A 22,536-nucleotide genomic window follows, 5' to 3' on the forward strand; every position below is an offset into this window, starting at 1 on the left:
CATAGCTCACCGTGCTCGCCGACACTCCGGCGTGCTGGGCGACCTCGGCGAGGGTGACCATCCAGCTCTCCAAGCTTTGTGAAGCGCTTCGACAGTGCGCACTGTGAACAGGGGCGGGTGAGGGTGGTTCGACAGTAGCTCCACCGGGGGTGGGTGTCCATAGGTTGTCGAAGCGCTTCGACTGCGATTTTTTCCGAGTGCAGCAGCAAGACCGAGTGCGACAGCAAGCAGTATGCGGACATCGAGCGGTATTCCGTCGACATCGGCTGAACGGCCGCACGCGGGGTGGTCACGGCGCCCCGAATCGGGTACATACGATCGGGTAGCACCGGTCGGTAACTCTCGGTCCGGAAGATCCGGAAAAGATCCCTATTCGCGGCGAGGTGAGCCTCATGTCCGCTCCAACGACCAAGCCCACAGTCACCGAACGCGAGGCCCGCCAGGTGGCGGAGGCGGCCCGTGAGCAGGACTGGCGCAAGCCCAGCTTCGCCAAGGAACTGTTCCTCGGCCGCTTCCGCCTCGACCTCATCCATCCCCACCCCATGCCGACCGACGAGGCGGCCCAGCGCGGCGAGGAGTTCCTCGCCAAGCTGCGCGACTTCGTCGAGACGAAGGTCGACGGCGCCGTCATCGAGCGCGAGGCCCGCATCCCCGACGAGGTCGTCAACGGCCTCAAGGAGATCGGCGCCTTCGGCATGAAGATCGACACCAAGTACGGCGGCCTCGGCCTCACCCAGGTGTACTACAACAAGGCCCTCGCCCTGGCCGGCTCCGCCGCGCCCGCGATCGGCGTACTGCTCTCGGCCCACCAGTCGATCGGCGTCCCCCAGCCGCTGAAGCTGTTCGGCACGGACGAGCAGAAGGAACGGTTCCTGCCGCGCTGCGCCCGCACCGACATCTCCGCCTTCCTGCTCACCGAGCCGGACGTCGGCTCCGACCCGGCCCGCCTCGCCACCTCCGCCGTACCGGACGGGGACGAGTACGTCCTCGACGGAGTGAAACTGTGGACCACCAACGGAGTGGTCGCCGACCTCCTCGTCGTCATGGCCCGGGTGCCGAAGTCCGAGGGCCACAAGGGCGGCATCACCGCCTTCGTCGTCGAGACCAACTCGCCCGGCATCACCGTCGAGAACCGCAACGCCTTCATGGGCCTGCGCGGCATCGAGAACGGCGTCACCCGCTTCCACCAGGTCCGGGTCCCCGCCGCCAACCGCATCGGCCCCGAGGGCGCAGGCCTGAAGATCGCGCTCACCACGCTGAACACCGGGCGGCTGTCCCTGCCAGCGTCCTGCGTGGCCGCCGGCAAGTGGTGTCTGAAGATCGCCCGCGAGTGGTCGGCGGCGCGTGAACAGTGGGGCAAGCCCATCGCCCAGCACGAAGCGGTCGGAGCCAAGATCTCCTTCATCGCGGCCACCACCTTCGCCCTGGAGGCCGTACTCGACCTGGCCTCGCAGATGGCCGACGAGGACCGCAACGACATCCGGATCGAAGGCGCCCTCGCCAAGCTGTACGCCTCCGAAATGGGCTGGCTGATGGCCGACGAACTCGTCCAGATCCGCGGCGGACGCGGCTTCGAGACGGCCGAGTCGCTCCGGGCACGCGGTGAGCGCGCGGTCCCGGCCGAGCAGATCCTGCGCGACCTGCGCATCAACCGCATCTTCGAGGGCTCGACGGAGATCATGCATCTCCTCATCGCCCGCGAGGCCGTCGACGCCCACCTCTCGGTCGCCGGTGACCTCATCGACCCCGACAAGTCCCTCCAGGACAAGGCGAAGGCGGGCGCGAACGCCGGTGTCTTCTACGCCAGGTGGCTGCCGAAACTGGTCGTGGGCCAGGGCCGGCTGCCGTACTCCTACGGCGAGTTCAAGCGAGACGTGGACCTGTCCACCCACCTGCGCTACGTCGAACGCACCTCCCGCAAGCTCGCCCGCTCCACCTTCTACGCCATGTCCCGCTGGCAGGGCCGCATGGAGTCCAAGCAGGGCTTCCTCGCCCGGATCGTCGACATCGGCGCGGAACTCTTCGCGATGAGCGCGGTCTGCGTACGCGCCGAGCACCTCCGCTCCCGGGGCGAGAACGGCCGCGAGGCCTACCAACTCGCCGAGGTCTTCTGCCGCCAGTCCCGCATCCGGATCGAGGAGCTCTTCGGCCGCCTGTGGTCCAACACCGACGACCTCGACCGCAAGGTGGCCAAGGGCGTCATGTCCGGCACCTACACCTGGCTGGAGCAGGGCATCGTCGACCCCTCCGGCGACGGCCCCTGGATCGCCGACGCGACCCCCGGCCCCAGCGAACGGGAAAACGTCCACCGCCCGATCCGCTGACCGGTCACCGACAGGGTGTTCCCCCTCCGTCCCCGTCAGGGGGACGCCCTGTCCTCTCCGATACGCATTGCGGCAACAATGGAGGGATGAGCGACTCTCCAGCCCCCCTCGCCGACCCGCACCTGGTCCACGACCCCCTCGCGGGTGACGGCCCGAAGGATGTGGTGATCCTCGGTTCCACCGGGTCGATCGGCACGCAGGCCATCGATCTCGTCCTGCGCAACCCCGGCCGCTTCCGGGTCACCGCGCTCTCCGCCAACGGCGGCCGGATCGCGCTCCTCGCCGAGCAGGCCCACCAGCTGAAGGTCCGCACGGTCGCGGTCGCCCGCGAGGACGCCGTACCGGAGCTGCGCGAGGCCCTGAGCGCGCGGTACGGCGCCGGCGAGCCGCTCCCCGAGATCCTCGCCGGGCCCGAGGCCGCCACCCAGGTCGCCGGCTCCGAGTGCCACACCGTGCTGAACGGCATCACCGGCTCGATCGGCCTGGCCCCGACCCTCGCCGCCCTGGAGGCGGGCCGCACCCTCGCGCTCGCCAACAAGGAGTCGCTCATCGTCGGCGGCCCGCTGGTCAAGGCGCTCGCCAAGCCGGGCCAGATCATCCCGGTCGACTCCGAGCACGCCGCGCTGTTCCAGGCGCTGGCCTCCGGCACGCGGGCGGACGTACGCAAGCTCGTCGTCACGGCGTCCGGCGGCCCGTTCCGCGGCCGTACGAAGGAACAGTTGGCGCATGTCGCTGTCGAGGACGCCCTCGCCCATCCCACCTGGGCCATGGGCCCGGTGATCACGATCAACTCGGCGACCCTCGTCAACAAGGGCCTGGAAGTCATCGAGGCACATCTCCTCTACGACATTCCCTTCGACCGCATTGAGGTCGTCGTGCACCCCCAGTCGTATGTTCACTCGATGGTCGAGTTCACCGACGGTTCCACGATCGCCCAGGCGACGCCCCCCGACATGCGCGGGCCGATCGCCATCGGTCTGGGCTGGCCCGAGCGCGTCCCCGACGCGGCGCCCGCCTTCGACTGGAGCAAGGCCTCGACGTGGGAGTTCTTCCCGCTCGACAACGACGCGTTCCCGTCGGTGAACCTCGCCCGGCACGTCGGTGAGCTCGCGGGTACGGCCCCGGCGGTGTTCAATGCCGCCAACGAGGAGTGCGTGGAGGCCTTCCGGGCCGGCGCGCTGCCGTTCAACGGGATCATGGAGACCGTGACACGGGTGGTCCAGGAGCACGGCACCCCGGTCACGGGAACCTCACTCACCGTCGCGGACGTCCTCGAAGCGGAGACCTGGGCGCGCACCCGGGCCCGGGAACTGGCGGCACAAACGGCGGAGGCCCGTGCATGACGACCTTGATGTTCATCCTCGGCATAGTGGTCTTCGCCGTCGGTCTGCTGTTCTCGATCGCGTGGCACGAGCTGGGGCACCTGTCCACCGCGAAGCTCTTCGGCATCCGCGTCCCCCAGTACATGGTCGGTTTCGGCCCGACCATCTGGTCGCGCAAGAAGGGCGAGACGGAGTACGGCGTCAAGGCCATCCCGTTCGGCGGCTACATCCGCATGATCGGCATGTTCCCGCCCGGCCCCGACGGACGCCTTGAGGCCCGCTCCACCTCACCCTGGCGCGGCATGATCGAGGACGCCCGCGAGGCCGCGTTCGAGGAGCTCAAGCCGGGTGACGAGACCCGCCTGTTCTACACGCGGAAGCCCTGGAAGCGGGTCATCGTGATGTTCGCGGGCCCCTTCATGAACCTGGTCCTCGCTGTCGGTCTGTTCCTGACCGTGCTGATGGGCTTCGGCATCTCCCAGCAGACCACCGCCGTCAGCTCGGTCTCCCAGTGCGTCATCGCCCAGAGCGAGAACCGCGACACCTGCAAGAAGTCCGACCCCGCCTCCCCGGCCGCCGCCGCGGGCCTGAAGGCCGGCGACAAGATCGTCGCCTTCGACGGCGTCCGCACCGACGACTGGAACAAGCTCTCCGACCTGATCCGCGCCAACCCCGGCAAGGAGGTGCCGATCGTCGTCGACCGGGATGGCCAGGAGGTCACCCTCACCGCGAAGATCGCCAGCAACCAGGTCGCCAAGAAGGACGCCGGCGGCCAGATCGTCCAGGGCGAGTACGTCACCGCCGGCTTCCTCGGCTTCAGCGCCGCCACCGGCATCGTCCAGCAGGACTTCGGCGACTCCGTGACCTGGATGGGCGACCGGGTCGGCGACGCCGTCGACTCCCTCGCCGCCCTGCCGGCCAAGATCCCGGCCCTGTGGGACGCCGCCTTCGGTGACGGCGAGCGCGAGGCGGACTCGCCGATGGGCGTGGTCGGCGCGGCCCGCGTCGGCGGCGAGATCTTCACCCTCGACATCCCGGCGAGCCAGCAGCTCGCCATGGCGGTCATGCTGGTCGCGGGCTTCAACCTCTCCCTCTTCCTCTTCAACATGCTCCCGCTGCTGCCGCTCGACGGCGGCCATATCGCGGGCGCGATGTGGGAGTCGCTGCGCCGCAACACCGCGAAGGTGCTGCGCCGCCCGGACCCGGGTCCGTTCGACGTGGCGAAGCTGATGCCGGTCGCCTATGTGGTCGCCGGGATCTTCGTCTGCTTCACGCTGCTCGTGCTGATCGCGGACGTGGTTAACCCGGTGAGAATCTCCTAGCCATACGGAGTTCGTGACGGCCGGGGACCCTGGGGTTCCCGGCCGTCCACCATCGAGTGGGTTTGCCGCCGGGATGTGCTTGGACGATCGCCGGTGCCGTAATCTCGAAGCCTGGAGCCCGCCGCAGACGGGACCGGACCTTGATCCACGACTTGGGGTTGCACAGCAGATGACTGCGATTTCTCTCGGCATGCCGTCCGTTCCGACCAGGGTTGCCGAGCGTCGGAAGAGCCGGCAGATCCAGGTGGGCACGGTCGCGGTGGGCGGTGACGCCCCGGTCTCCGTCCAGTCGATGACGACGACGCGTACGTCCGACATCGGCGCCACCCTCCAGCAGATCGCCGAGCTGACGGCGTCCGGCTGCCAGATCGTGCGGGTCGCGTGCCCCACGCAGGACGACGCGGACGCCCTTGCCACCATCGCCCGCAAATCGCAGATCCCGGTGATCGCGGACATCCACTTCCAGCCGAAGTACGTCTTCGCGGCCATCGAGGCCGGCTGCGCCGCGGTCCGGGTGAACCCGGGCAACATCAAGCAGTTCGACGACAAGGTCAAGGAGATCGCGAAGGCCGCGAAGGACCACGGCACGCCGATCCGCATCGGCGTCAACGCGGGCTCGCTGGACCGGCGACTGCTGCAGAAGTACGGCAAGGCGACGCCCGAGGCGCTGGTCGAGAGCGCCCTGTGGGAAGCCTCCCTCTTCGAGGAGCACGACTTCCGCGACATCAAGATCTCCGTCAAGCACAACGACCCGGTCGTCATGATCGAGGCGTACAAGCAGCTCGCCGCCCAGTGCGACTACCCGCTGCACCTCGGTGTGACCGAGGCGGGCCCGGCGTTCCAGGGCACGATCAAGTCGGCGGTCGCCTTCGGTGCGCTGCTCTCCCAGGGCATCGGCGACACCATCCGCGTCTCCCTGTCGGCCCCACCGGTCGAGGAGGTCAAGGTCGGCAACCAGATCCTGGAGTCCCTGAACCTCAAGCAGCGCGGCCTGGAGATCGTCTCCTGCCCGTCCTGCGGCCGTGCCCAGGTGGACGTCTACAAGCTGGCAGAGGAAGTCACCGCGGGCCTGACCGGCATGGAGGTCCCCCTCCGCGTCGCCGTCATGGGCTGCGTCGTGAACGGCCCCGGCGAGGCCCGCGAGGCCGACCTCGGCGTCGCCTCCGGCAACGGCAAGGGCCAGATCTTCGTCAAGGGCGAGGTCATCAAGACGGTCCCGGAATCCAAGATCGTCGAAACCCTCATCGAGGAGGCCATGAAGCTGGCCGAGCAGATGGAGGCGGACGGAACCGCCTCGGGCGAGCCGTCGGTCTCGGTGGCGGGCTGAATTCAGCCCCTCCGGCGTTTGAGGAGCGGGGGTCCAGGGGGCAAAGCCCCCTGGACGGGGTCGAAGGGGCGGCAGCCCCTTCTGGGGATCCCCCCTGAGGGAGGGACGGGCAGGGGCGGCGGGGGCGACCAACCAGGCGGCCACCCACACACAGCGGCGCGCCAAAGCTTCCGCAGGTACAGTGCGGAGATCAGCCACCCTTAGCGTGTGAGGCACCCGCAGTTGTTGACCCAGACCACCTCCCGGGTCCTCGAACCGAGCGACCTGGACGCCGCGCTCGCCATACTGGATCGCGAGCCGGTCGCGAACGCCTTCGTGACGTCCCGGGTCCAGGTCGCCGGCCTCGACCCCTGGCGCCTCGGCGGTGAAATGTGGGGCTGGTACGAGGACGGCATGCTGACGTCCCTCTGCTACGCCGGCGCCAACCTCGTCCCTATCTGCGCCACCCCCCGGGCCGTCCGCGCCTTCGCCGACCGAGCCCGCCGGGCGGGCCGCCGCTGCTCCTCGATCGTCGGCCCCGCCGATCCCACCGCCCAGCTGTGGCGCCTGCTGGAACCGAACTGGGGCCCGGCCCGGGACGTACGGGCCCACCAGCCCCTGATGGTCACCGGCCGCATGCCGGCCGGCATCACGCCCGACCCCTACGTCCGCCGTATCCGCAAGGACGAGATGGACACGATCATGCCGGCGTGCGTGGCGATGTTCACCGAGGAGGTCGGCGTCTCCCCGATGGCAGGCGACGGCGGCCTGCTGTACCAGGCGAGGGTCGCCGAACTCGTGGGCTCCGGCCGCTCGTTCGCCCGCCTCGACAAGAACGGCAAGGTGGTCTTCAAGGCCGAGATCGGCGCCGCCACCGACCGCGCCTGCCAGATCCAGGGCGTCTGGGTGGCCCCCGAGTACCGGGGACAGGGCATCGCGGCCCCCGCCATGGCGGCCGTACTCCGCTACGCCCTGGCGGATGTGGCGCCGGTGGTGAGCCTGTACGTCAACGACTTCAACACCGCGGCGAGACGGACGTACCGAAGGGTCGGCTTCGAAGAGGTCGGCGCCTTCATGAGCATTCTCTTCTGAGACTCCACCCGCGCTACGCTCCCGGCATGGACCTCGTCATCGGCCCCCTGGACCTGTCTGCCCACGTCGATGAGGCCTTGGCCGTCCAGGCCGTAGCTTTCGGACTGGGTCCTGACGAGGTGGCCGTACGGCGCCAGATCGTCCTGCGGCACATGACCTACCCGGGCGCGAGAGCCCTGGGCGTCACCGCGAACGGACGGCTCGTCGGATTCGTCTACGGCATGCCGAACGACCGCACCCACTGGTGGTCCACGGTCGTGGAGCCGTACCTCCGCGCGCAGGGCAACGACTTCTGGCTCGACGACTCCTTCGTCATCACCGAGCTCCATGTCCACCCGGCCTATCAGAACCGAGGAGCCGGCCGCGCCCTGATCACCACCATCACCGACGGCGCCGCCGAACCCCGCTCGATCCTCTCCGCGATCGACACCGACAGCCCGGCCCGCGGCCTCTACCACGCCCTCGGCTACCAGGACCTCGCCCGCCAGGTCCTCTTCCCCAGCGCCCCGAAGCCGTACGCCGTGATGGGCGCCCCCCTCCCGCTGCGCCGCCGCTGACCGATTTCCACCGCCCCGTACCCCCCGGCTAACCTCCTGCCATAACCCACACCAGCAGGAGTACGAGAACCATGGCGAACGCACCGGTCCAGCGCATGTCCCAGTTGATGGCGAAGACGCTGCGCGACGACCCGGCGGACGCCGAGGTCCTCAGCCACAAGCTGCTCGTCCGGGCCGGCTACGTCCGCCGCACGGCGGCCGGCGTCTGGTCCTGGCTGCCCCTCGGCAAGCGGGTCCTCGCCAATGTGGAGCGCGTCGTCCGCGAGGAGATGGACGCGATCGGCGCCCAGGAGGTGCTGCTCCCCGCTCTGCTGCCGCGCGAGCCGTACGACGCGACGGGCCGCTGGGACGAGTACGGCCCCGAGCTGTTCCGCCTCCAGGACCGCAAGGGCGGCGACTACCTCCTCGGCCCCACCCACGAGGAGATCTTCACGCTCCTGGTGAAGGACCAGGCGTCCTCCTACAAGGACCTGCCGGTGATCCTCTACCAGATCCAGCACAAGTACCGTGACGAGGCCCGCCCCCGGGCCGGCATCCTGCGCGGCCGTGAGTTCCTGATGAAGGACTCCTACTCCTTCGACACGGAGGACGAGGGCCTCGCCCGGTCCTACGCCCTGCACCGCCAGGCCTACCAGCGCGTCTTCGAGCGCCTCGGCCTCGACTACCGCATCTGTGCCGCCACCGCCGGCGCGATGGGCGGCTCCAAGTCCGAGGAGTTCCTCGCCCCCGCGGAGGCCGGCGAGGACACCTTCGCTGACTGCCCGAACTGCGACTTCGCGGCGAACACCGAGGCGATCACCTACGAGCTGAAGCCGGTGGACGCCGAGGGCGTGGCCGCTCTCGAAGAGATCCCGACCCCGGACACCCCCACCATCGAGACCCTCGCCGCCCACCTCGGCGTCCCGGCCTCCGCGACCCTGAAGAACCTCCTCGTCAAGGTCGACGGCGAGATCGTCGCCGTCGGTGTCCCCGGCGACCGTGACGTCGACATGGACAAGGTCGAGGCGCACTTCGCCCCGGCGACCGTCGAGATGGTCACCGAGGAGGACTTCGCGGGCCGTCCCGACCTGGTGCGCGGCTACGTCGGCCCGCAGGGCCTGGGCGAGAAGGTCCCCTACCTCGCCGACCCGCGCGTGGCCCCCGGCACCTCGTGGATCACGGGCGCCAACAAGGAGGGCATGCACGCGAAGAACGTCGTCGCGGGCCGTGACTTCGAGGTCGGCACCTACGTCGACGTCGTGGTCGTCCAGGAGGGCGACCCCTGCCCGAAGTGCGGCACCGGCCTCAAGCTGGACCGCGCCATCGAGATCGGCCACATCTTCCAGCTCGGCCGCAAGTACGCGGATGCGCTGAAGCTCGACGTCCTCGGCCAGAACGGCAAGCCGGTCCGCGTCACCATGGGCTCCTACGGCATCGGTGTCTCCCGCGCGGTCGCGGCGCTCGCCGAGCAGACCGCCGACGACAAGGGCCTGTGCTGGCCCGCCGAGGTCGCCCCGGCCGACGTCCACGTGGTCGCCGCCGGCAAGGCCCTGCAGACCGAACTCGCCCTCGACGTCTCCGAGAAGCTGGCGGCGAAGGGCCTGCGGGTCCTGTGCGACGACCGCGCCGGGGTGTCCCCGGGCGTGAAGTTCACGGACTCGGAGCTGATCGGCGTACCGCAGATCCTGGTGGCCGGGCGGCGCGCGGCCGAGGGTGTGGTCGAGCTCAAGGACCGCCGGACCGGTGAGCGCGAGGAGCTGACGGTCGAGGAGGCCATCGCGCGGCTGAGCGCGTAGCGCTCGAGAGAGGTGCGGGTTCCCGTGCGGACCCGCACCTTTCGCTTGTCACAGCCAGCCCGCGAACTCCAGCAGCAGCTCGGCGTCCTGCGACCGCCCCACCCTGTGCGCCCGCACCCCGGACTCCACGGCCCGGAAGAGCGTCCAGCCGCGCAGCCGCTCCTGATCCACGTCCAGCGACTCCGCAAGGCGCTTGATCCGCCGTCGTGTGATGGCCGCCCCCGACGGCGAGGCAATCAGGTCCTCCACCCGGTCCCGCACCAACCGGGCCAGATCGAACGCGCATTCGCCGACCACCGGATCGGGACCCACGGCCAGCCACGGCATCCGCTCGGCGGCCAGCACCTTGCTCTGCCGGAACGTGCCATGCAGCAACCGATGCTCAGGCGGCGCGGCCAACAGCTCCGCACGTGCGACGAGCGCCGCGTCGACCAGCGCGGTCACCCCGGCATCCGCCGACGCGGTCGCCCGCATCGCCTCGGCCTGCCGCCCGGTCCGCTCGGCCACCGTCTCGAAGGCATGGTCGCCCTGCGGCTCCACCCACAGCCGCCGCAAGGTGCCCGCCGCCTCCAGCAAGGCCTTAGCCTCCGGCAACGACCGCACCGAGACATCCGGATGCAGCCGCTCCAGCAACAGCACCCCCTCCGTGACAAAGGGCTCCAGCAGCTGTACGGCGCCGAGGCCGTCCCAGTGCGCCAGCGCCGCCCGCTCGCTCTCGGGCCGGGCCCGCGGCGGGGCCAGCTTCAGCACGGCCGGCGTGCCGTCCGCCCGCCGGACCAGCACGACCAGGCTGCTGCGGCCGCCGGGCACCTGCACCCGCTCCACGGTCAACTCGCGTGGCGTCACGGCCTGTTGTACCGCCGCGGGCAGCTTCTCCAGCCAGCCGCCGGCGTCCGGTGCCGTCTCACCGAGCGCCCTGACCAGCCGCCGCGGCGGTTCGAAAGCCATACGCGAGAGTTTCCTTCCAGTACGCGTCACGCCGAGGGTCTCGCCGATGCCGAGCCGCTGGCCGCACGCTCGGCGAGCCCAGGGAAGGCTACGCTCTCGCCGCGCCAGCGCACCGCCCGCACCGCCGCCTCCCGCAGCGCCCCGGCGGCCGTACGCCGCCGCTCGCCCGTGGAGGCCCGCACCAGATCGGAGTACACCCCGGCCACCCGGTCCTCCACCTCGGCGGCGAGCCGGGCCGCCGCCGACGAGTCCGGTACGGCGAACGGCAGGGCGTACCCGGGCTCCGCGGCCACCGGCTCCCCGCCCAGGTCCAGCACCTCGCGCACCAGGGCGTCCCGCCGGGCCCGATGGGCGTCGTACGCCCCCCGGGCCTCGGTCCGCCGCCCCTCCCGGATCCGCCCGCCGACGACGCCGTACCCGTACACCGCGGCATGCTCGGCGGCCAGCGCCGCCTGCAGGGCGGTCAGTTCCCCGGCCTTGGCCTTGCTCACGCGTCACCCTCCGTCAGCAGATACACATGCGCCGCCCCGGCCGCCGCCACCGAGGCCAGCAGCCGGGCGAGTTCACCGGGCAGCTCCAGCAGCTCCTCGGTCCTCCGGTCGGCCAGAGTCCGTTCGGCGGCGGCGAGTTCCGCGAGGGCGCCCTTCTCGTCCGACGGCACCGTGGAAGCGCTCGCCGAAGCGGAGGGCGTGGCCGTCCTGGCCGCCGTACCGCCGAAGGCCTCCGCGTGCCGGACCACCTCCGCCCGCAGCGGCTGGAGCCGGTCCGCCAGCGCCGGACGGACGGCGATCACGGCGTCGTAGCGGTCCACCAGCTCCGCGCTGTCCCGGGCCGCACGCGCGCGTGCGCGGTCCGCGGCCGACGGGCTGCCGCCCGTGCCGTCGGTGTCCGAGCCGGGTGAACAGCCCACCAGCAGGGCGGCACCGGTGGCCGCGGCGAGCAGGCTCCTTCTGCGCGGCCCCGAGGGCATGCGCGGCGGCGGGGGAAACGGCACGGCAGACGTCCTCGGTGCTCGTACGGAGGGGGAGGGCGGCACGCCCGTGATCACGGTACCCGTGGACATGTCGAAGACCACTCACCGGCACCCGTCCGCTACCCGATGGACGGCAACACACCCCGGGACCGGATACCCTTTGACCAGACACGCGACCCATCCCACAACAGCACACGCGGCCGAGGAGTCACCCGGATGAGCACCACCCAGAGCGAGAGGCTGCGAGAACTACTGGAACCGCTCGTCAGCTCCCAGGGCCTCGATCTCGAAGAGATCGCAGTGGACTCCGTCGGACGCAAGCGGGTGCTGCGCGTGGTCGTCGACTCCGACACCGGTGCCGATCTGGACCGGATCGCCGATGTGAGCCGCGCGCTCTCGGCGAAGCTCGACGAGACCAATGTGATGGGTGACGGCGCGTACGACCTCGAAGTGGGTACCCCCGGTGCGGAGCGCGAGCTCACCGAGCACCGTCACTACGTGCGCGCTGTCGACCGCCTGGTGAAGTTCCAGCTCGCCGAGGGCGGGGAGCTGGTCGCGAGGATCCTGACCGTGGACGAGGACGGCGTGGATCTCGAAGTACCCGGTGTGAAGGGCCGCAAGGCCACGACCCGCAGACTCGCCTTCGGCGACATCGCCAAGGCCCGCGTTCAGGTCGAGTTCAGCCGCAAGGACAAGAAGGACATGAAGGAAGAGGAGGAGGCGTAGCCGTGGACATCGACATGAGCGCCCTGCGGGGCTTGGTCCGGGAGAAGGAGATCTCCTTCGACCTGCTGGTCGAGGCGATCGAATCGGCCCTCCTCATCGCCTACCACCGCACCGAGGGAAGCCGCCGTCACGCGCGCGTGGAGCTCAACCGGGAGACCGGGCATGTGACCGTGTGGGCGAAGGAGGACCCCGAGGACCTCGAAGAGGGCCAGGAGCCCCGCGAGTTCGACGACACCCCGTCCGGCTTCGGCCGTATCGCCGCCACCACCGCCAAGCAGGTCATCCTGCAGCGGCTGCGCGACGCCGAGGACGACGCCACGCTCGGCGAGTACGCGGGGCGTGAGGGCGACATCGTCACGGGTGTGGTCCAGCAGGGCCGCGACCCGAAGAACGTGCTCGTGGACATCGGCAAGCTGGAGGCCATCCTGCCGGTGCAGGAGCAGGTGCCCGGCGAGACCTACCCGCACGGCATGCGGCTGCGTTCCTACGTCGTCCGGGTGGCCAAGGGCGTGCGCGGCCCCTCCGTCACCCTCTCCCGTACGCACCCGAACCTGGTGAAGAAGCTCTTCGCCCTGGAGGTGCCGGAGATCGCCGACGGATCCGTCGAGATCGCCGCCATCGCCCGTGAGGCAGGCCACCGCACCAAGATCGCCGTACGGTCCACCCGCAGCGGCCTGAACGCCAAGGGCGCCTGCATCGGCCCGATGGGCGGCCGGGTGCGCAATGTCATGGGCGAGCTGAACGGCGAGAAGATCGACATCGTCGACTGGTCGGACGACCCGGCCGAGATGGTGGCGAACGCGCTCTCGCCGGCCCGCGTCTCCAAAGTGGAGGTCGTGGACATGGCAGCCCGGTCCGCCCGGGTCACGGTGCCCGACTACCAGCTGTCGCTGGCGATCGGCAAGGAGGGCCAGAACGCCCGTCTCGCCGCCCGTCTGACCGGCTGGCGCATCGACATCCGTCCCGACACCGAGCAGCCCGGGGAATAGATCCGCGCCGCAGGTGGCTTAGATCACGACAACAACCGTTCGATTCTTGCCCCAAAGGGGTGAGGTCGGTACGGGGAGGTAGACTTAAGAGTGTCTGGCCGGACGCAAGCCCCAGCATGCCCCGAGCGCACCTGCGTGGGGTGCCGGGAGCGAGCGGCCAAGAAGGACTTGCTGCGCATCGTGGCGATTGAGGACGAGTGCGTCCCCGATCATCGCGGTACGCTGCCCGGCCGGGGTGCGTATGTGCACCCCGCCCTGGTCTGTCTCGACCTGGCGGTACGCCGTCGGGCGTTCCCACGGGCGTTGCGCGCCCCGGGTCCGCTCGACACCAAGGCGTTGCGCCTCTACGTCGAGCAGGCAACACCGTAAGAAGCGTCGTGCGGAACCCCCGTGCGGCCCAGGTACCCCGCGAGTTGGAAGTAGGTCGAGATTGCGATGAGCACTCGATGAGCACGCGATGAGTACGCCCATGAAGTAGCGACGGTCCGGCCGCAACCCGGACCTAAAAGGAGCGAAGTGGCTAAGGTCCGGGTATACGAACTCGCCAAGGAGTTCGGTGTGGAGAGCAAGGTCGTCATGGCCAAGCTCCAGGAACTCGGTGAATTCGTCCGTTCGGCGTCTTCGACCATCGAGGCGCCTGTTGTCCGCAAACTTACGGACGCCCTCCAGCAGGGCAATGGCGGCGGCAAGCCCGCCCCCGCACGCAAGGCTGCCCCGGCGAAGCCGGGCGCCCCCTCTCCGGCGCAGGCTGCCCGTCCGGCCGCCCCGCGCCCGCCGGCCCCCAAGCCGGCCGCTGCCGAGAAGCCCGCGGCTCCCGCCGCGCCGGCCGCTCCCGGCCCCCGTCCCACCCCGGGCCCGAAGCCCGCGCCGCGCCCCGCGCCGGCGTCCCCGGCTCCGACCACGCCCGAGTTCACGGCACCGCCGGCGGCTCCCGCCGCTCCGGCTGCCGCCTCCGGTTCCGGTTCCGGCACCCGTCCGGGCGCTCCGCGTCCGGCCGGCCAGGCTCCGCGTCCGGGCTCCCGTCCGGCCGGTCCGGGTCAGGGCGGCCAGGGCCGCGGTGACCGGGGCGACCGTCCCGGCGCCCCGCGTCCGGGTGGCCAGGCTCCGCGTCCCGGCGGTTCCCGTCCGGCCGGTCCCCGTCCGGGCAACAACCCGTTCACCTCTGGTGGCTCCACCGGCATGGCGCGCCCGCAGGCGCCCCGTCCGGGCGGTGCCCCGCGTCCCGGCGGCCCGGGTGGCCCCGGTGCTCCCGGCGGCGCCCCGCGTCCGCAGGGTCAGGGCGGTCCCCGTCCCCAGGGTGCGGCGGGCGGTCCCCGTCCGTCGGCTCCGGGCGGCGCGCGTCCCACTCCGGGCGGTATGCCCCGTCCGCAGGGCGGCGGCCCGCGTCCGGGCGGTGGCCCCGGCGGTCCGCGTCCCAACCCCGGCATGATGCCGCAGCGTCCGGCTGCCGGCCCGCGTCCCGGCGGCGGTGGCCCCGGTGGCCGCGGTCCCGGTGGCGGTGGCGGCGGTCGTCCCGGTGGCGCCGGCGGCGGTCGTCCCGGTGGCGGCGGCGGCTTCGCCGGTCGTCCCGGTGGCGGCGGTGGCGGTTTCGCCGGTCGTCCCGGTGGTCCCGGTGGCGGTGGCGGCGGTTTCGCCGGTCGTCCCGGTGGTCCCGCGGGTGCCGGCGGCGGTGGCCGTCCCGGCTTCGGCGGTCGTCCCGGTGGTCCGGGCGGTCGTGGTGGCACGCAGGGCGCCTTCGGTCGTCCCGGCGGTCCCGCGCGTCGCGGCCGTAAGTCGAAGCGGCAGAGGCGCCAGGAGTACGAGGCCATGCAGGCCCCGTCGGTCGGCGGTGTGATGCTGCCTCGCGGCAACGGCGAGACCGTTCGCCTGTCGCGCGGTGCCTCGCTCACCGACTTCGCGGAGAAGATCAACGCCAACCCGGCGTCGCTCGTCGCGGTCATGATGAACCTCGGCGAGATGGTCACGGCCACGCAGTCCGTCTCCGACGAGACGCTGCAGCTCCTCGCCGACGAGATGAACTACACGGTTCAGATCGTCAGCCCCGAGGAGGAGGACCGCGAGCTCCTGGAGTCCTTCGACATCGAGTTCGGCGAGGACGAGGGCGACGAGGAGGACCTGATGGTCCGCCCGCCGGTCGTCACCGTCATGGGTCACGTCGACCACGGTAAGACCCGGCTCCTCGACGCCATCCGCAAGACGAACGTCATCGCGGGCGAGGCCGGCGGCATCACCCAGCACATCGGTGCCTACCAGGTCGCGACCGAGGTCAACGACGAAGAGCGCAAGATCACCTTCATCGACACCCCGGGTCACGAGGCGTTCACCGCCATGCGTGCCCGTGGTGCGAGGTCGACGGACATCGCGATCCTGGTCGTCGCGGCCAACGACGGCGTCATGCCGCAGACGGTCGAGGCGCTCAACCACGCCAAGGCGGCCGATGTCCCGATCGTCGTCGCGGTCAACAAGATCGACGTCGAGGGCGCCGACCCGACCAAGGTGCGCGGTCAGCTGACCGAGTACGGCCTGGTGGCCGAGGAGTACGGCGGCGACACCATGTTCGTCGACATCTCCGCCAAGCAGGGTCTGCACATCGACTCCCTGCTGGAGGCCGTGATCCTCACGGCCGACGCCTCGCTCGACCTGCGGGCCAACCCGAACCAGGACGCGCAGGGCATCTCGATCGAGTCCCGTCTCGACCGCGGCCGTGGTGCCGTGTCGACGGTCCTCGTCCAGCGCGGCACGCTGCGGGTCGGCGACACCATGGTGGTCGGCGACGCGTACGGCCGAGTCCGGGCGATGCACGACGACAACGGCAACAGCGTGGCCGAGGCCGGCCCGTCGACGCCGGTTCAGGTCCTGGGCCTGACCAACGTCCCGGGTGCGGGCGACAACTTCCTGGTGGTGGACGAGGACCGTACGGCCCGTCAGATCGCCGAGAAGCGCGCCGCCCGCGAGCGCAACGCGGCCTTCGCCAAGCGCACGCGCCGTGTCTCCCTTGAGGACCTGGACAAGGTGCTCAAGGCCGGCGAGGTCCAGCAGCTCAACCTCATCATCAAGGGTGACGCTTCTGGTTCCGTCGAGGCCCTGGAGTCCTCGCTGCTCCAGCTCGACGTCGGCGAAGAGGTCGACATCCGGGTCCTGCACCGCGGCGTCGGTGCGGTCACGGAGTCCGACATCGACCTGGCGATGGGCTCGGACGCCATCGTGATCGGCTTCAACGTCCGTGCGGCCGGCCGCGCGGCGCAGATGGCCGAGCGCGAGGGCGTGGACGTCCGCTACTACTCGGTCATCTACCAGGCGATCGAGGAGATCGAGGCGGCCCTCAAGGGCATGCTCAAGCCGGAGTACGAAGAGGTCGAGCTCGGTACGGCGGAGATCCGCGAGGTCTTCAAGTCGTCCAAGCTGGGCAACATCGCGGGTGTTCTCATCCGCTCCGGCGAGGTCAAGCGCAACACCAAGGCGCGCCTCATCCGCGACGGCAAGGTGGTCGCGGAGAACCTCAACATCGAGGGTCTGCGTCGCTTCAAGGACGACGTCACCGAGATCCGCGAAGGGTTCGAGGGCGGTATCAACCTCGGCAACTTCAACGACATCAAGGTCGACGACGTCATCGCGACGTACGAGATGCGCGAGAAGCCGCGCGCGTGATCTGACACGCGACCGGGGCCGGTCGGCGGAAGTTATTTCCGTCGATCGGCCCCGGCCGTTGCGTGTACGGTTCCCGTATCGGCGTCGATGCGTGACGCCCGTACCCCGAACCGGCGGGACATCCGGACACACATGTATGTGGGGACTCTGTCCTTCGATCTGCTCCTCGGCGACGTCCGCTCGCTGAAGGAGAAACGCTCCCTCGTCCGTCCGATCGTGGCCGAACTCCAGCGCAAGTACGCGGTGAGCGCGGCGGAGACGGGCAACCAGAACCTCCACCGCAGGGCCGAGATCGGGCTGGCGGTGGTCTCCGGGGACACGGGACACCTCTCCGACGTACTGGACCGCTGCGAGCGGCTGGTCGCCGGGCGGCCCGAGGTGGAACTGCTCTCGGTTCGACGCAGGCTCCACAGCGACGAAGACTGAAGCAAGAAGAAAGCACTTAAGGAGACGGACCAGTGGCCGACAACGCGCGGGCGAAAAGGCTGGCGGACCTCATCCGGGAGGTGGTGGCCCAGAAGCTGCAGCGCGGGATCAAGGACCCGCGGCTCGGCTCGCACGTCACCATCACGGACACCCGGGTCACGGGTGACCTGCGGGAGGCGACCGTCTTCTACACGGTGTACGGGGACGACGAGGAGCGGGCCGCGGCGGCCGCCGGACTGGAGAGCGCCAAGGGCGTGCTCCGCTCCGCGGTGGGCGCGGCGGCGGGCGTGAAGTTCACCCCGACGCTGACCTTCGTGGCCGACGCGCTGCCCGACACCGCCAAGACCATCGAGGACCTCCTCGACAAGGCGCGCCAGTCCGACGAGAAGGTGCGCGAGGTCTCGGCCGGCGCCAAGTACGCCGGCGAGGCCGACCCGTACAAGAAGCCGGGCGAGGACGAGGACGACACCGCCGAATGACCCAGCAGAACCGGACGCCCGACGGCCTTGTCATCGTCGACAAGCCGTCGGGCTTCACCTCGCACGACGTGGTCGCCAAGATGCGCGGGATCGCCAGGACCCGCCGCGTCGGCCACGCCGGCACTCTCGACCCCATGGCGACGGGCGTGCTCGTCCTCGGCGTCGAGAAGGCCACCAAGCTCCTCGGTCACCTCGCGCTGACCGAGAAGGAGTACCTGGGCACCGTCCGGCTCGGCCAGACGACCCTGACCGACGACGCCGAGGGCGAGATCACGGGGTCCCAGGACGCCTCGAAGGTCACCCGCGACGCCGTCGACGCCGGGATCGCCAAGCTGACCGGCGAGATCATGCAGGTGCCGTCCAAGGTCAGCGCCATCAAGATCAACGGCGTGCGCTCCTACAAGCGGGCGCGCGAGGGCGAGGACTTCGAGATCCCGGCCAGGCCCGTCACCGTCTCCTCCTTCACGGTCTACGACATGCGGGAAGCCGTGGCCGAGGACGGCACCCCCGTGGTGGACCTGGTGGTGTCGGTCGCCTGCTCCTCCGGCACCTACATCCGGGCGCTCGCCCGTGACCTCGGCGCCGACCTGGGCGTCGGCGGCCACCTCACGGCGCTGCGCCGGACGCGCGTCGGCCCGTACAAGCTCGATGCGGCGAAGACCCTGGACCAGCTCCAGCAGGAGCTGACCGTGATGCCGATCGCCGAGGCCGCCACGGCGGGGTTCCCGCGCTGGGACGTGGACGTGAAGCGGGCGCGCCTGCTCATCAACGGCGTGCGTCTGGAGATGCCCGAGGAGTACGCGGGCCGGGGCGCTGTCGCGGTCTTCGATCCCGAGGGACGCTTCCTGGCGCTCGTCGAGGAACACAAGGGCAAGGCGAAGAGCCTGGCCGTCTTCGGCTGAGCCCCCGGTCCGCCCGTGGAGCGGCGCGCACGGGGTCGTTCTCTGCCCGCCGCTCCACGGTCCCCCTTCGGTTCCCCCACCCCTAGGGTGTATCCAGCTACCCCCGTCTGTTCACCCTTGCGGGCAGGCGCTCGGAGTGAACCGAGGGAGCGGAAGGGGGCGCGTTCACCGCGCGATCTGTTTCACTGATCACCCCGCGCCTACCGTCGAGACAGTACGACGGTACGGCGGGGAGGTTCGACCATGGCGGCACAGGGCCCACGGCCCGGCGCATGCGGCCGGTCGCACACGGACCGGGCCACCGAGGACAGCGGCACGCCCGCCCTTCACAGCTCCCTGGTCCGGATCCACGATCTCGCCGGCCGCCTCCGCGGCCTCGGTTTCCCGGCCGACCACCACGGCACGGTGATCACCAGCCACGAGGCCGTCGACGGCCTGCCCCGACTGGTCCTGCACGCGGCCGAAGACCACACCTGCGTCGTGACGGCGGACGCGGTGACCGAACTCCCCGACCTGGACCTGGCCCTGATCCGCACCGAGGGCCTCGGCGCGCAGCCACTGCCGGTGACGGTACGGGACGGTGCCGAGACCGGCCGGTACGTCAGGATCGCGGCGGGCTGCTGGCGTGAGGCCCGGGTGCTGGGCGCGACACCGGTGACCTACACGGCGACGGACCGCTTCCACGTCCTCGACAGCGCCCTGGAACTGGCGATCGGCACCGCGGGCCGGGACGCACTGCGGCTGGGCGGAGGGGCGGCCGGGGGACCGGTGCTGGACACGGAGACCGGCGCGGTGCTCGCCGTACTGGGCACGGCACTGCAGAGCGGCCACCGGGACTCGGGCTTCGCGGTCCCGCTCCGCCCACCCCCACCCGGCCCCCTGGTGGACCTGCTCACCGAGAACGCGACCACCGTCCCCTGCTACGGCGCCGATCTGAACCTCGCGGGCATCCTCGAACTGACGGCGACATCGGTGGGCCAGGACGGCCCGCCGAGCGAGGCCGAACCGGTGGAACGACCGTCGGTGGCAAGGCAGTTCGACGAGTTTGCCTCGCACACGGGGACATCGGTCCTGGCCCTCGTAGGCGCACCGGGCAGTGGCCGTACGACAGAGCTGGCGGCCCTGGCCACCCGCCGCCACCGAGGCCCGGAACCGGCCCCCACCCTGTGGCTGCGCGGCGCCGATCTGAGGGCCGGCGACCAGTCCGTGGCGGACGCGGCGAGCAGGGCGCTGACGAGGGCGGCCCGCATCGTGGCGGCGTCGCGCGGCATGACACCGACGGACCTCGGCGACCTGACCCCCGAACACCTCGCCCACACCACCCCCCGCCCCCTGCTGCTCCTGCTGGACAGCCCCGAGGAAATGCCCCCACTGCTGTCCCACCGCCTGACCGAATGGACGACAGGGACGGCACAGTGGCTGAGGCAGACGGGCGCGAGGCTGGTGGTGGCGTGCAGGGAGGAGTACTGGGAGGGGGCGGGGGCGGAGTTCCCGGAGGGGACGCTGTACGGGGGCAGCCCGGGTTCCTTCCAGCGCGGGTCCGCACTCTCAGCCCGTACGGAGTGGCCCCCCTGCGTACGACTCACGGCCCTGACCCCCACGGAAGCCCACCAGGCCCGCACCCATTACGGCATCCCCGACAACGCCCTCGCCCCCCAGGCCGCCCGCCACCCCCTCACCCTCCGGCTCCTCTCGGAGGTCCGCACAGCCCTCCCCGACGCCCCCAGCACCCCCCTCGACCGGCACGAGGTCTTCGGGGCCCACCTGGACCTCATGTGCCTGCGCATCGCAGTGCGCCTGGCCGCCGAGAACGGCCTCCGGGGCACCGCGGTGAAACGCCTCGCCGCCAAGGTCTCCGGCCAGGTCCACGAGGCCGCCCGCCGCAGCCTCGGACCGGGCCAGGGCGAACTCGACCGCGCGACCTTCGAGGCCGTGTTCCCCTGGGGCCCCGCCCCCGCGGGGCTCGGCGGCGGCACCGGCTGGGCCTCCGCCGTCCTCACCGAAGGCCTCCTCGTCCCCGCAGGCCAGGGCTACCGCTTCGCCCACGAGGAGTTCGCCGACTGGATCCAGGGCATGCACCTCGACCTGGACGAGGCCCTGCGCGCCCTGGTCCACCGCCGCCGCACCGAAGACCCCCACCCCCTCCCGGTACCGCACCACCGCATCGGCCCGGTGGTCGAGGCCCTGCTCCTCCTCGCCCGCCGGCACACACCTCTCCAACTCGCCCTCCGCCTCCAGGAATTGACCCACGCCCTGGAAGCCGACCCGCACTCCTGGTGGGCCGCCCGCCTCCTCGCCCAGGCCCTGCTGCGCGTACCGGATGCCACCCCCTACACGGACGTCCTGCGCACCCTCGCCGACCGGATCGTGGCCTGGAGGCAGCAACTGCGGCCCGTACCGCCGGAGTTCGGCCCCGACTTCTGGACCGCACTGCCGCTGCCGGACGACACGCGTCTCGAACTGCTCCGGCAGCTCGTCGTGGCCGACACCAAGACCGGCCCCCGTTACCTCGACGCCGTGGCCGCACTCCTCGCCGCCGACGCCACCGCCGTACAACCGCACCTCACCCGCTGGTTCCACGACGACCGCGCGCTGCCCGCGACCCCCCACGCCACCGTGGCGAGGGCCGCGCAGGCGCTGCTGCACACGCATCGGCACGGCGCGCTGGACGATCTGACCGAGAGGCTCGTCGAGGTCGCGCACCGGCGGGGGGACGAACTGCTCGCCGTGCTGGCGGAGGAGGAGCCGTCCGCGATCTGCCGGGCCGTGGACCGCTGGGCGCACGACGAGCGGCCCGCGAGAAGGGTGGCGGCGGTGGCGTACGGTCTGCGCGCGGCACCGCACGTCCGCACGACGGCGGACCGCGAACTCCTCCGCTACGCCGCGCTGGTCCTGCTCTCCCGCCCCGCCGACTGCACCCTGCACGGCGGCGCGCTCGCCCTCCTCGTGCGCGACCCGCTCACCCGCGCCCGCCATCTCCCGCTCGCGCTACGGCACTTCGCGTCCGGCGACCCGCAGCTCCCGCCGAGCGCGCTGGTCGGCGCCCTCACCACCCACCCCGAACCGGTCCTCGACGCCTTCCGGCAGCGGCTGCGCCGGCCGGACGCGGGCCCGGCGCTGCGCACCCTAGCCGATGTCACCACGCCGTCGCTGGCCCGCCGGGTCGCCGCGCTGGTCCAGGAGGCGGTGGAGCGGCGCCCGGAGCGAGCCGGGGACGTCGCCGCGTACGTGGACCGCCGCCTGGACCAGGGCCCGGCGGCCCGAGCCGTACTGTTCCCGCTGGTCACCGGCTTGCTGGACGGCGGCTCCACGCAGGTGCGGGCCGCCCTCGCCGGCATCCTCGCCGCCCCCGGCACCCCGGCCTCCCAGCCCCTGCGCCATGAGCTCCTCGAATTCCTCCTCGCCCACGAACGCGACCCCGCCGTCCTGGACGCCGTCCTGCACGCGGCCGCCCAGCAGAACGGCGAGGGACTGCGCGATCTGGTCCACCGCACCGGGCTCCTCCTCGTCCGCACACCGGACGGGGCGACCCGTTTCGACCGCGGACTCGTCGACCTGGGCCGCCATGTCCCGGGCTTCGCCGCCCGGGTGGCCGGCTGGCTCACCGACGCGCCCCAGGACTGGGCGGCCGTGGTCGGCCCCAGCACCCGCCGGATGATCGAGAACCTGGCCGGCGTCCGGGTTCCCGCGTGACCGGTACGTGCTACCCGTCACAGCCTCCATGCCGATGCGGGGCGGAAGCACGCG

The 22,536-nt window shown here is 71.3% G+C and carries 18 protein-coding genes; 15 read left to right on the forward strand and 3 right to left on the reverse strand.

All coding sequences use genetic code 11. The features are described 5' to 3' along the window. The first annotated feature begins 392 nt into the window (after window positions 1-392). The 7 genes from RMT89_RS33805 to RMT89_RS33835 all read left to right on the forward strand — a co-directional run bounded on the left by RMT89_RS33805 (window position 393) and on the right by RMT89_RS33835 (window position 9,698). Window positions 393-2,324 (forward strand): acyl-CoA dehydrogenase family protein, encoded by a 1,932-nt coding sequence (locus tag RMT89_RS33805; RefSeq protein ID WP_315887563.1) that lies wholly within the window; start codon window positions 393-395, stop codon window positions 2,322-2,324. An 86-nt stretch (window positions 2,325-2,410) separates the two neighbouring features. Beyond that, on the forward strand, window positions 2,411-3,667 hold the full coding sequence (dxr, locus tag RMT89_RS33810; protein WP_315887564.1) for a 1-deoxy-D-xylulose-5-phosphate reductoisomerase: 1,257 nt from the start codon (window positions 2,411-2,413) through the stop codon (window positions 3,665-3,667). Window positions 3,668-3,675: 8 nt separating this feature from the next. Further along, window positions 3,676-4,968, forward strand: a complete 1,293-nt coding sequence (locus tag RMT89_RS33815; RefSeq protein ID WP_315887589.1) for a site-2 protease family protein — start codon at window positions 3,676-3,678, stop codon at window positions 4,966-4,968. A 169-nt stretch (window positions 4,969-5,137) separates the two neighbouring features. Then, window positions 5,138-6,295 carry a flavodoxin-dependent (E)-4-hydroxy-3-methylbut-2-enyl-diphosphate synthase gene (gene ispG / locus RMT89_RS33820; RefSeq protein WP_315887565.1) on the forward strand — a complete coding sequence of 386 codons (1,158 nt, stop codon included), beginning with the start codon at window positions 5,138-5,140 and terminating at the stop codon, window positions 6,293-6,295. A 222-nt stretch (window positions 6,296-6,517) separates the two neighbouring features. Then, a complete protein-coding gene (locus tag RMT89_RS33825; protein ID WP_315887590.1) occupies window positions 6,518-7,366 on the forward strand; it encodes a GNAT family N-acetyltransferase in 849 nt (282 codons plus the stop codon). Window positions 7,367-7,392: 26 nt separating this feature from the next. After that, window positions 7,393-7,923, forward strand: coding sequence for a GNAT family N-acetyltransferase (locus RMT89_RS33830; protein ID WP_315887566.1), 531 nt, complete (start codon window positions 7,393-7,395; stop codon window positions 7,921-7,923). A gap of 71 nt (window positions 7,924-7,994) precedes the next feature. Continuing rightward, the gene (locus RMT89_RS33835) at window positions 7,995-9,698 is read left to right on the forward strand and encodes a proline--tRNA ligase (protein WP_315887567.1); all 1,704 of its coding nucleotides are present in this window, start codon (window positions 7,995-7,997) and stop codon (window positions 9,696-9,698) included. A 48-nt stretch (window positions 9,699-9,746) separates the two neighbouring features. Here the strand turns inward: RMT89_RS33835 and RMT89_RS33840 are convergent, their stop codons facing one another. From RMT89_RS33840 to RMT89_RS33850, 3 genes are read right to left on the reverse strand one after another with little or no spacing between them, the layout of a single operon-like run. Next, on the reverse strand, window positions 9,747-10,646 hold the full coding sequence (locus RMT89_RS33840; protein WP_315887568.1) for an aminoglycoside phosphotransferase family protein: 900 nt from the start codon (window positions 10,644-10,646) through the stop codon (window positions 9,747-9,749). A 26-nt stretch (window positions 10,647-10,672) separates the two neighbouring features. After that, on the reverse strand, window positions 10,673-11,137 hold the full coding sequence (locus RMT89_RS33845) for a ferritin-like domain-containing protein (RefSeq protein ID WP_315887569.1): 465 nt from the start codon (window positions 11,135-11,137) through the stop codon (window positions 10,673-10,675). Further along, a complete protein-coding gene (locus tag RMT89_RS33850) occupies window positions 11,134-11,640 on the reverse strand; it encodes a hypothetical protein (protein ID WP_315887570.1) in 507 nt (168 codons plus the stop codon). The genes RMT89_RS33845 and RMT89_RS33850 overlap by 4 nt, the downstream gene beginning before the upstream one ends. A 195-nt stretch (window positions 11,641-11,835) precedes the next feature. Here RMT89_RS33850 and rimP point away from each other — a divergent pair, with 195 nt between their 5' ends. The 8 genes from rimP to RMT89_RS33890 all read left to right on the forward strand — a co-directional run bounded on the left by rimP (window position 11,836) and on the right by RMT89_RS33890 (window position 22,482). Continuing rightward, on the forward strand, window positions 11,836-12,345 hold the full coding sequence (rimP, locus tag RMT89_RS33855; protein WP_315887571.1) for a ribosome maturation factor RimP: 510 nt from the start codon (window positions 11,836-11,838) through the stop codon (window positions 12,343-12,345). A 2-nt stretch (window positions 12,346-12,347) separates the two neighbouring features. Then, window positions 12,348-13,334 carry a transcription termination factor NusA gene (gene nusA / locus RMT89_RS33860; RefSeq protein WP_186287342.1) on the forward strand — a complete coding sequence of 329 codons (987 nt, stop codon included), beginning with the start codon at window positions 12,348-12,350 and terminating at the stop codon, window positions 13,332-13,334. A 90-nt stretch (window positions 13,335-13,424) separates the two neighbouring features. Continuing rightward, window positions 13,425-13,703 (forward strand): YlxR family protein, encoded by a 279-nt coding sequence (locus RMT89_RS33865; RefSeq protein ID WP_315887572.1) that lies wholly within the window; start codon window positions 13,425-13,427, stop codon window positions 13,701-13,703. A 147-nt stretch (window positions 13,704-13,850) separates the two neighbouring features. Then, window positions 13,851-16,982 carry a translation initiation factor IF-2 gene (infB, locus tag RMT89_RS33870; protein ID WP_315887573.1) on the forward strand — a complete coding sequence of 1,044 codons (3,132 nt, stop codon included), beginning with the start codon at window positions 13,851-13,853 and terminating at the stop codon, window positions 16,980-16,982. Between the two features lie 132 nt (window positions 16,983-17,114). Further along, on the forward strand, window positions 17,115-17,408 hold the full coding sequence (locus RMT89_RS33875) for a DUF503 domain-containing protein (RefSeq protein ID WP_315887591.1): 294 nt from the start codon (window positions 17,115-17,117) through the stop codon (window positions 17,406-17,408). Between the two features lie 32 nt (window positions 17,409-17,440). Further along, window positions 17,441-17,887 carry a 30S ribosome-binding factor RbfA gene (gene rbfA / locus RMT89_RS33880; RefSeq protein ID WP_315887574.1) on the forward strand — a complete coding sequence of 149 codons (447 nt, stop codon included), beginning with the start codon at window positions 17,441-17,443 and terminating at the stop codon, window positions 17,885-17,887. Then, window positions 17,884-18,789, forward strand: a complete 906-nt coding sequence (truB, locus tag RMT89_RS33885; RefSeq protein ID WP_315887575.1) for a tRNA pseudouridine(55) synthase TruB — start codon at window positions 17,884-17,886, stop codon at window positions 18,787-18,789. Before rbfA ends, truB begins: the two co-directional genes overlap by 4 nt. A 243-nt stretch (window positions 18,790-19,032) precedes the next feature. Beyond that, a complete protein-coding gene (locus RMT89_RS33890; RefSeq protein ID WP_315887576.1) occupies window positions 19,033-22,482 on the forward strand; it encodes a trypsin-like peptidase domain-containing protein in 3,450 nt (1,149 codons plus the stop codon). Window positions 22,483-22,536: the final 54 nt, after the last annotated feature.

The organism is Streptomyces sp. P17 (assembly GCF_032436805.1).
Lineage (GTDB): Bacteria > Actinomycetota > Actinomycetes > Streptomycetales > Streptomycetaceae > Streptomyces.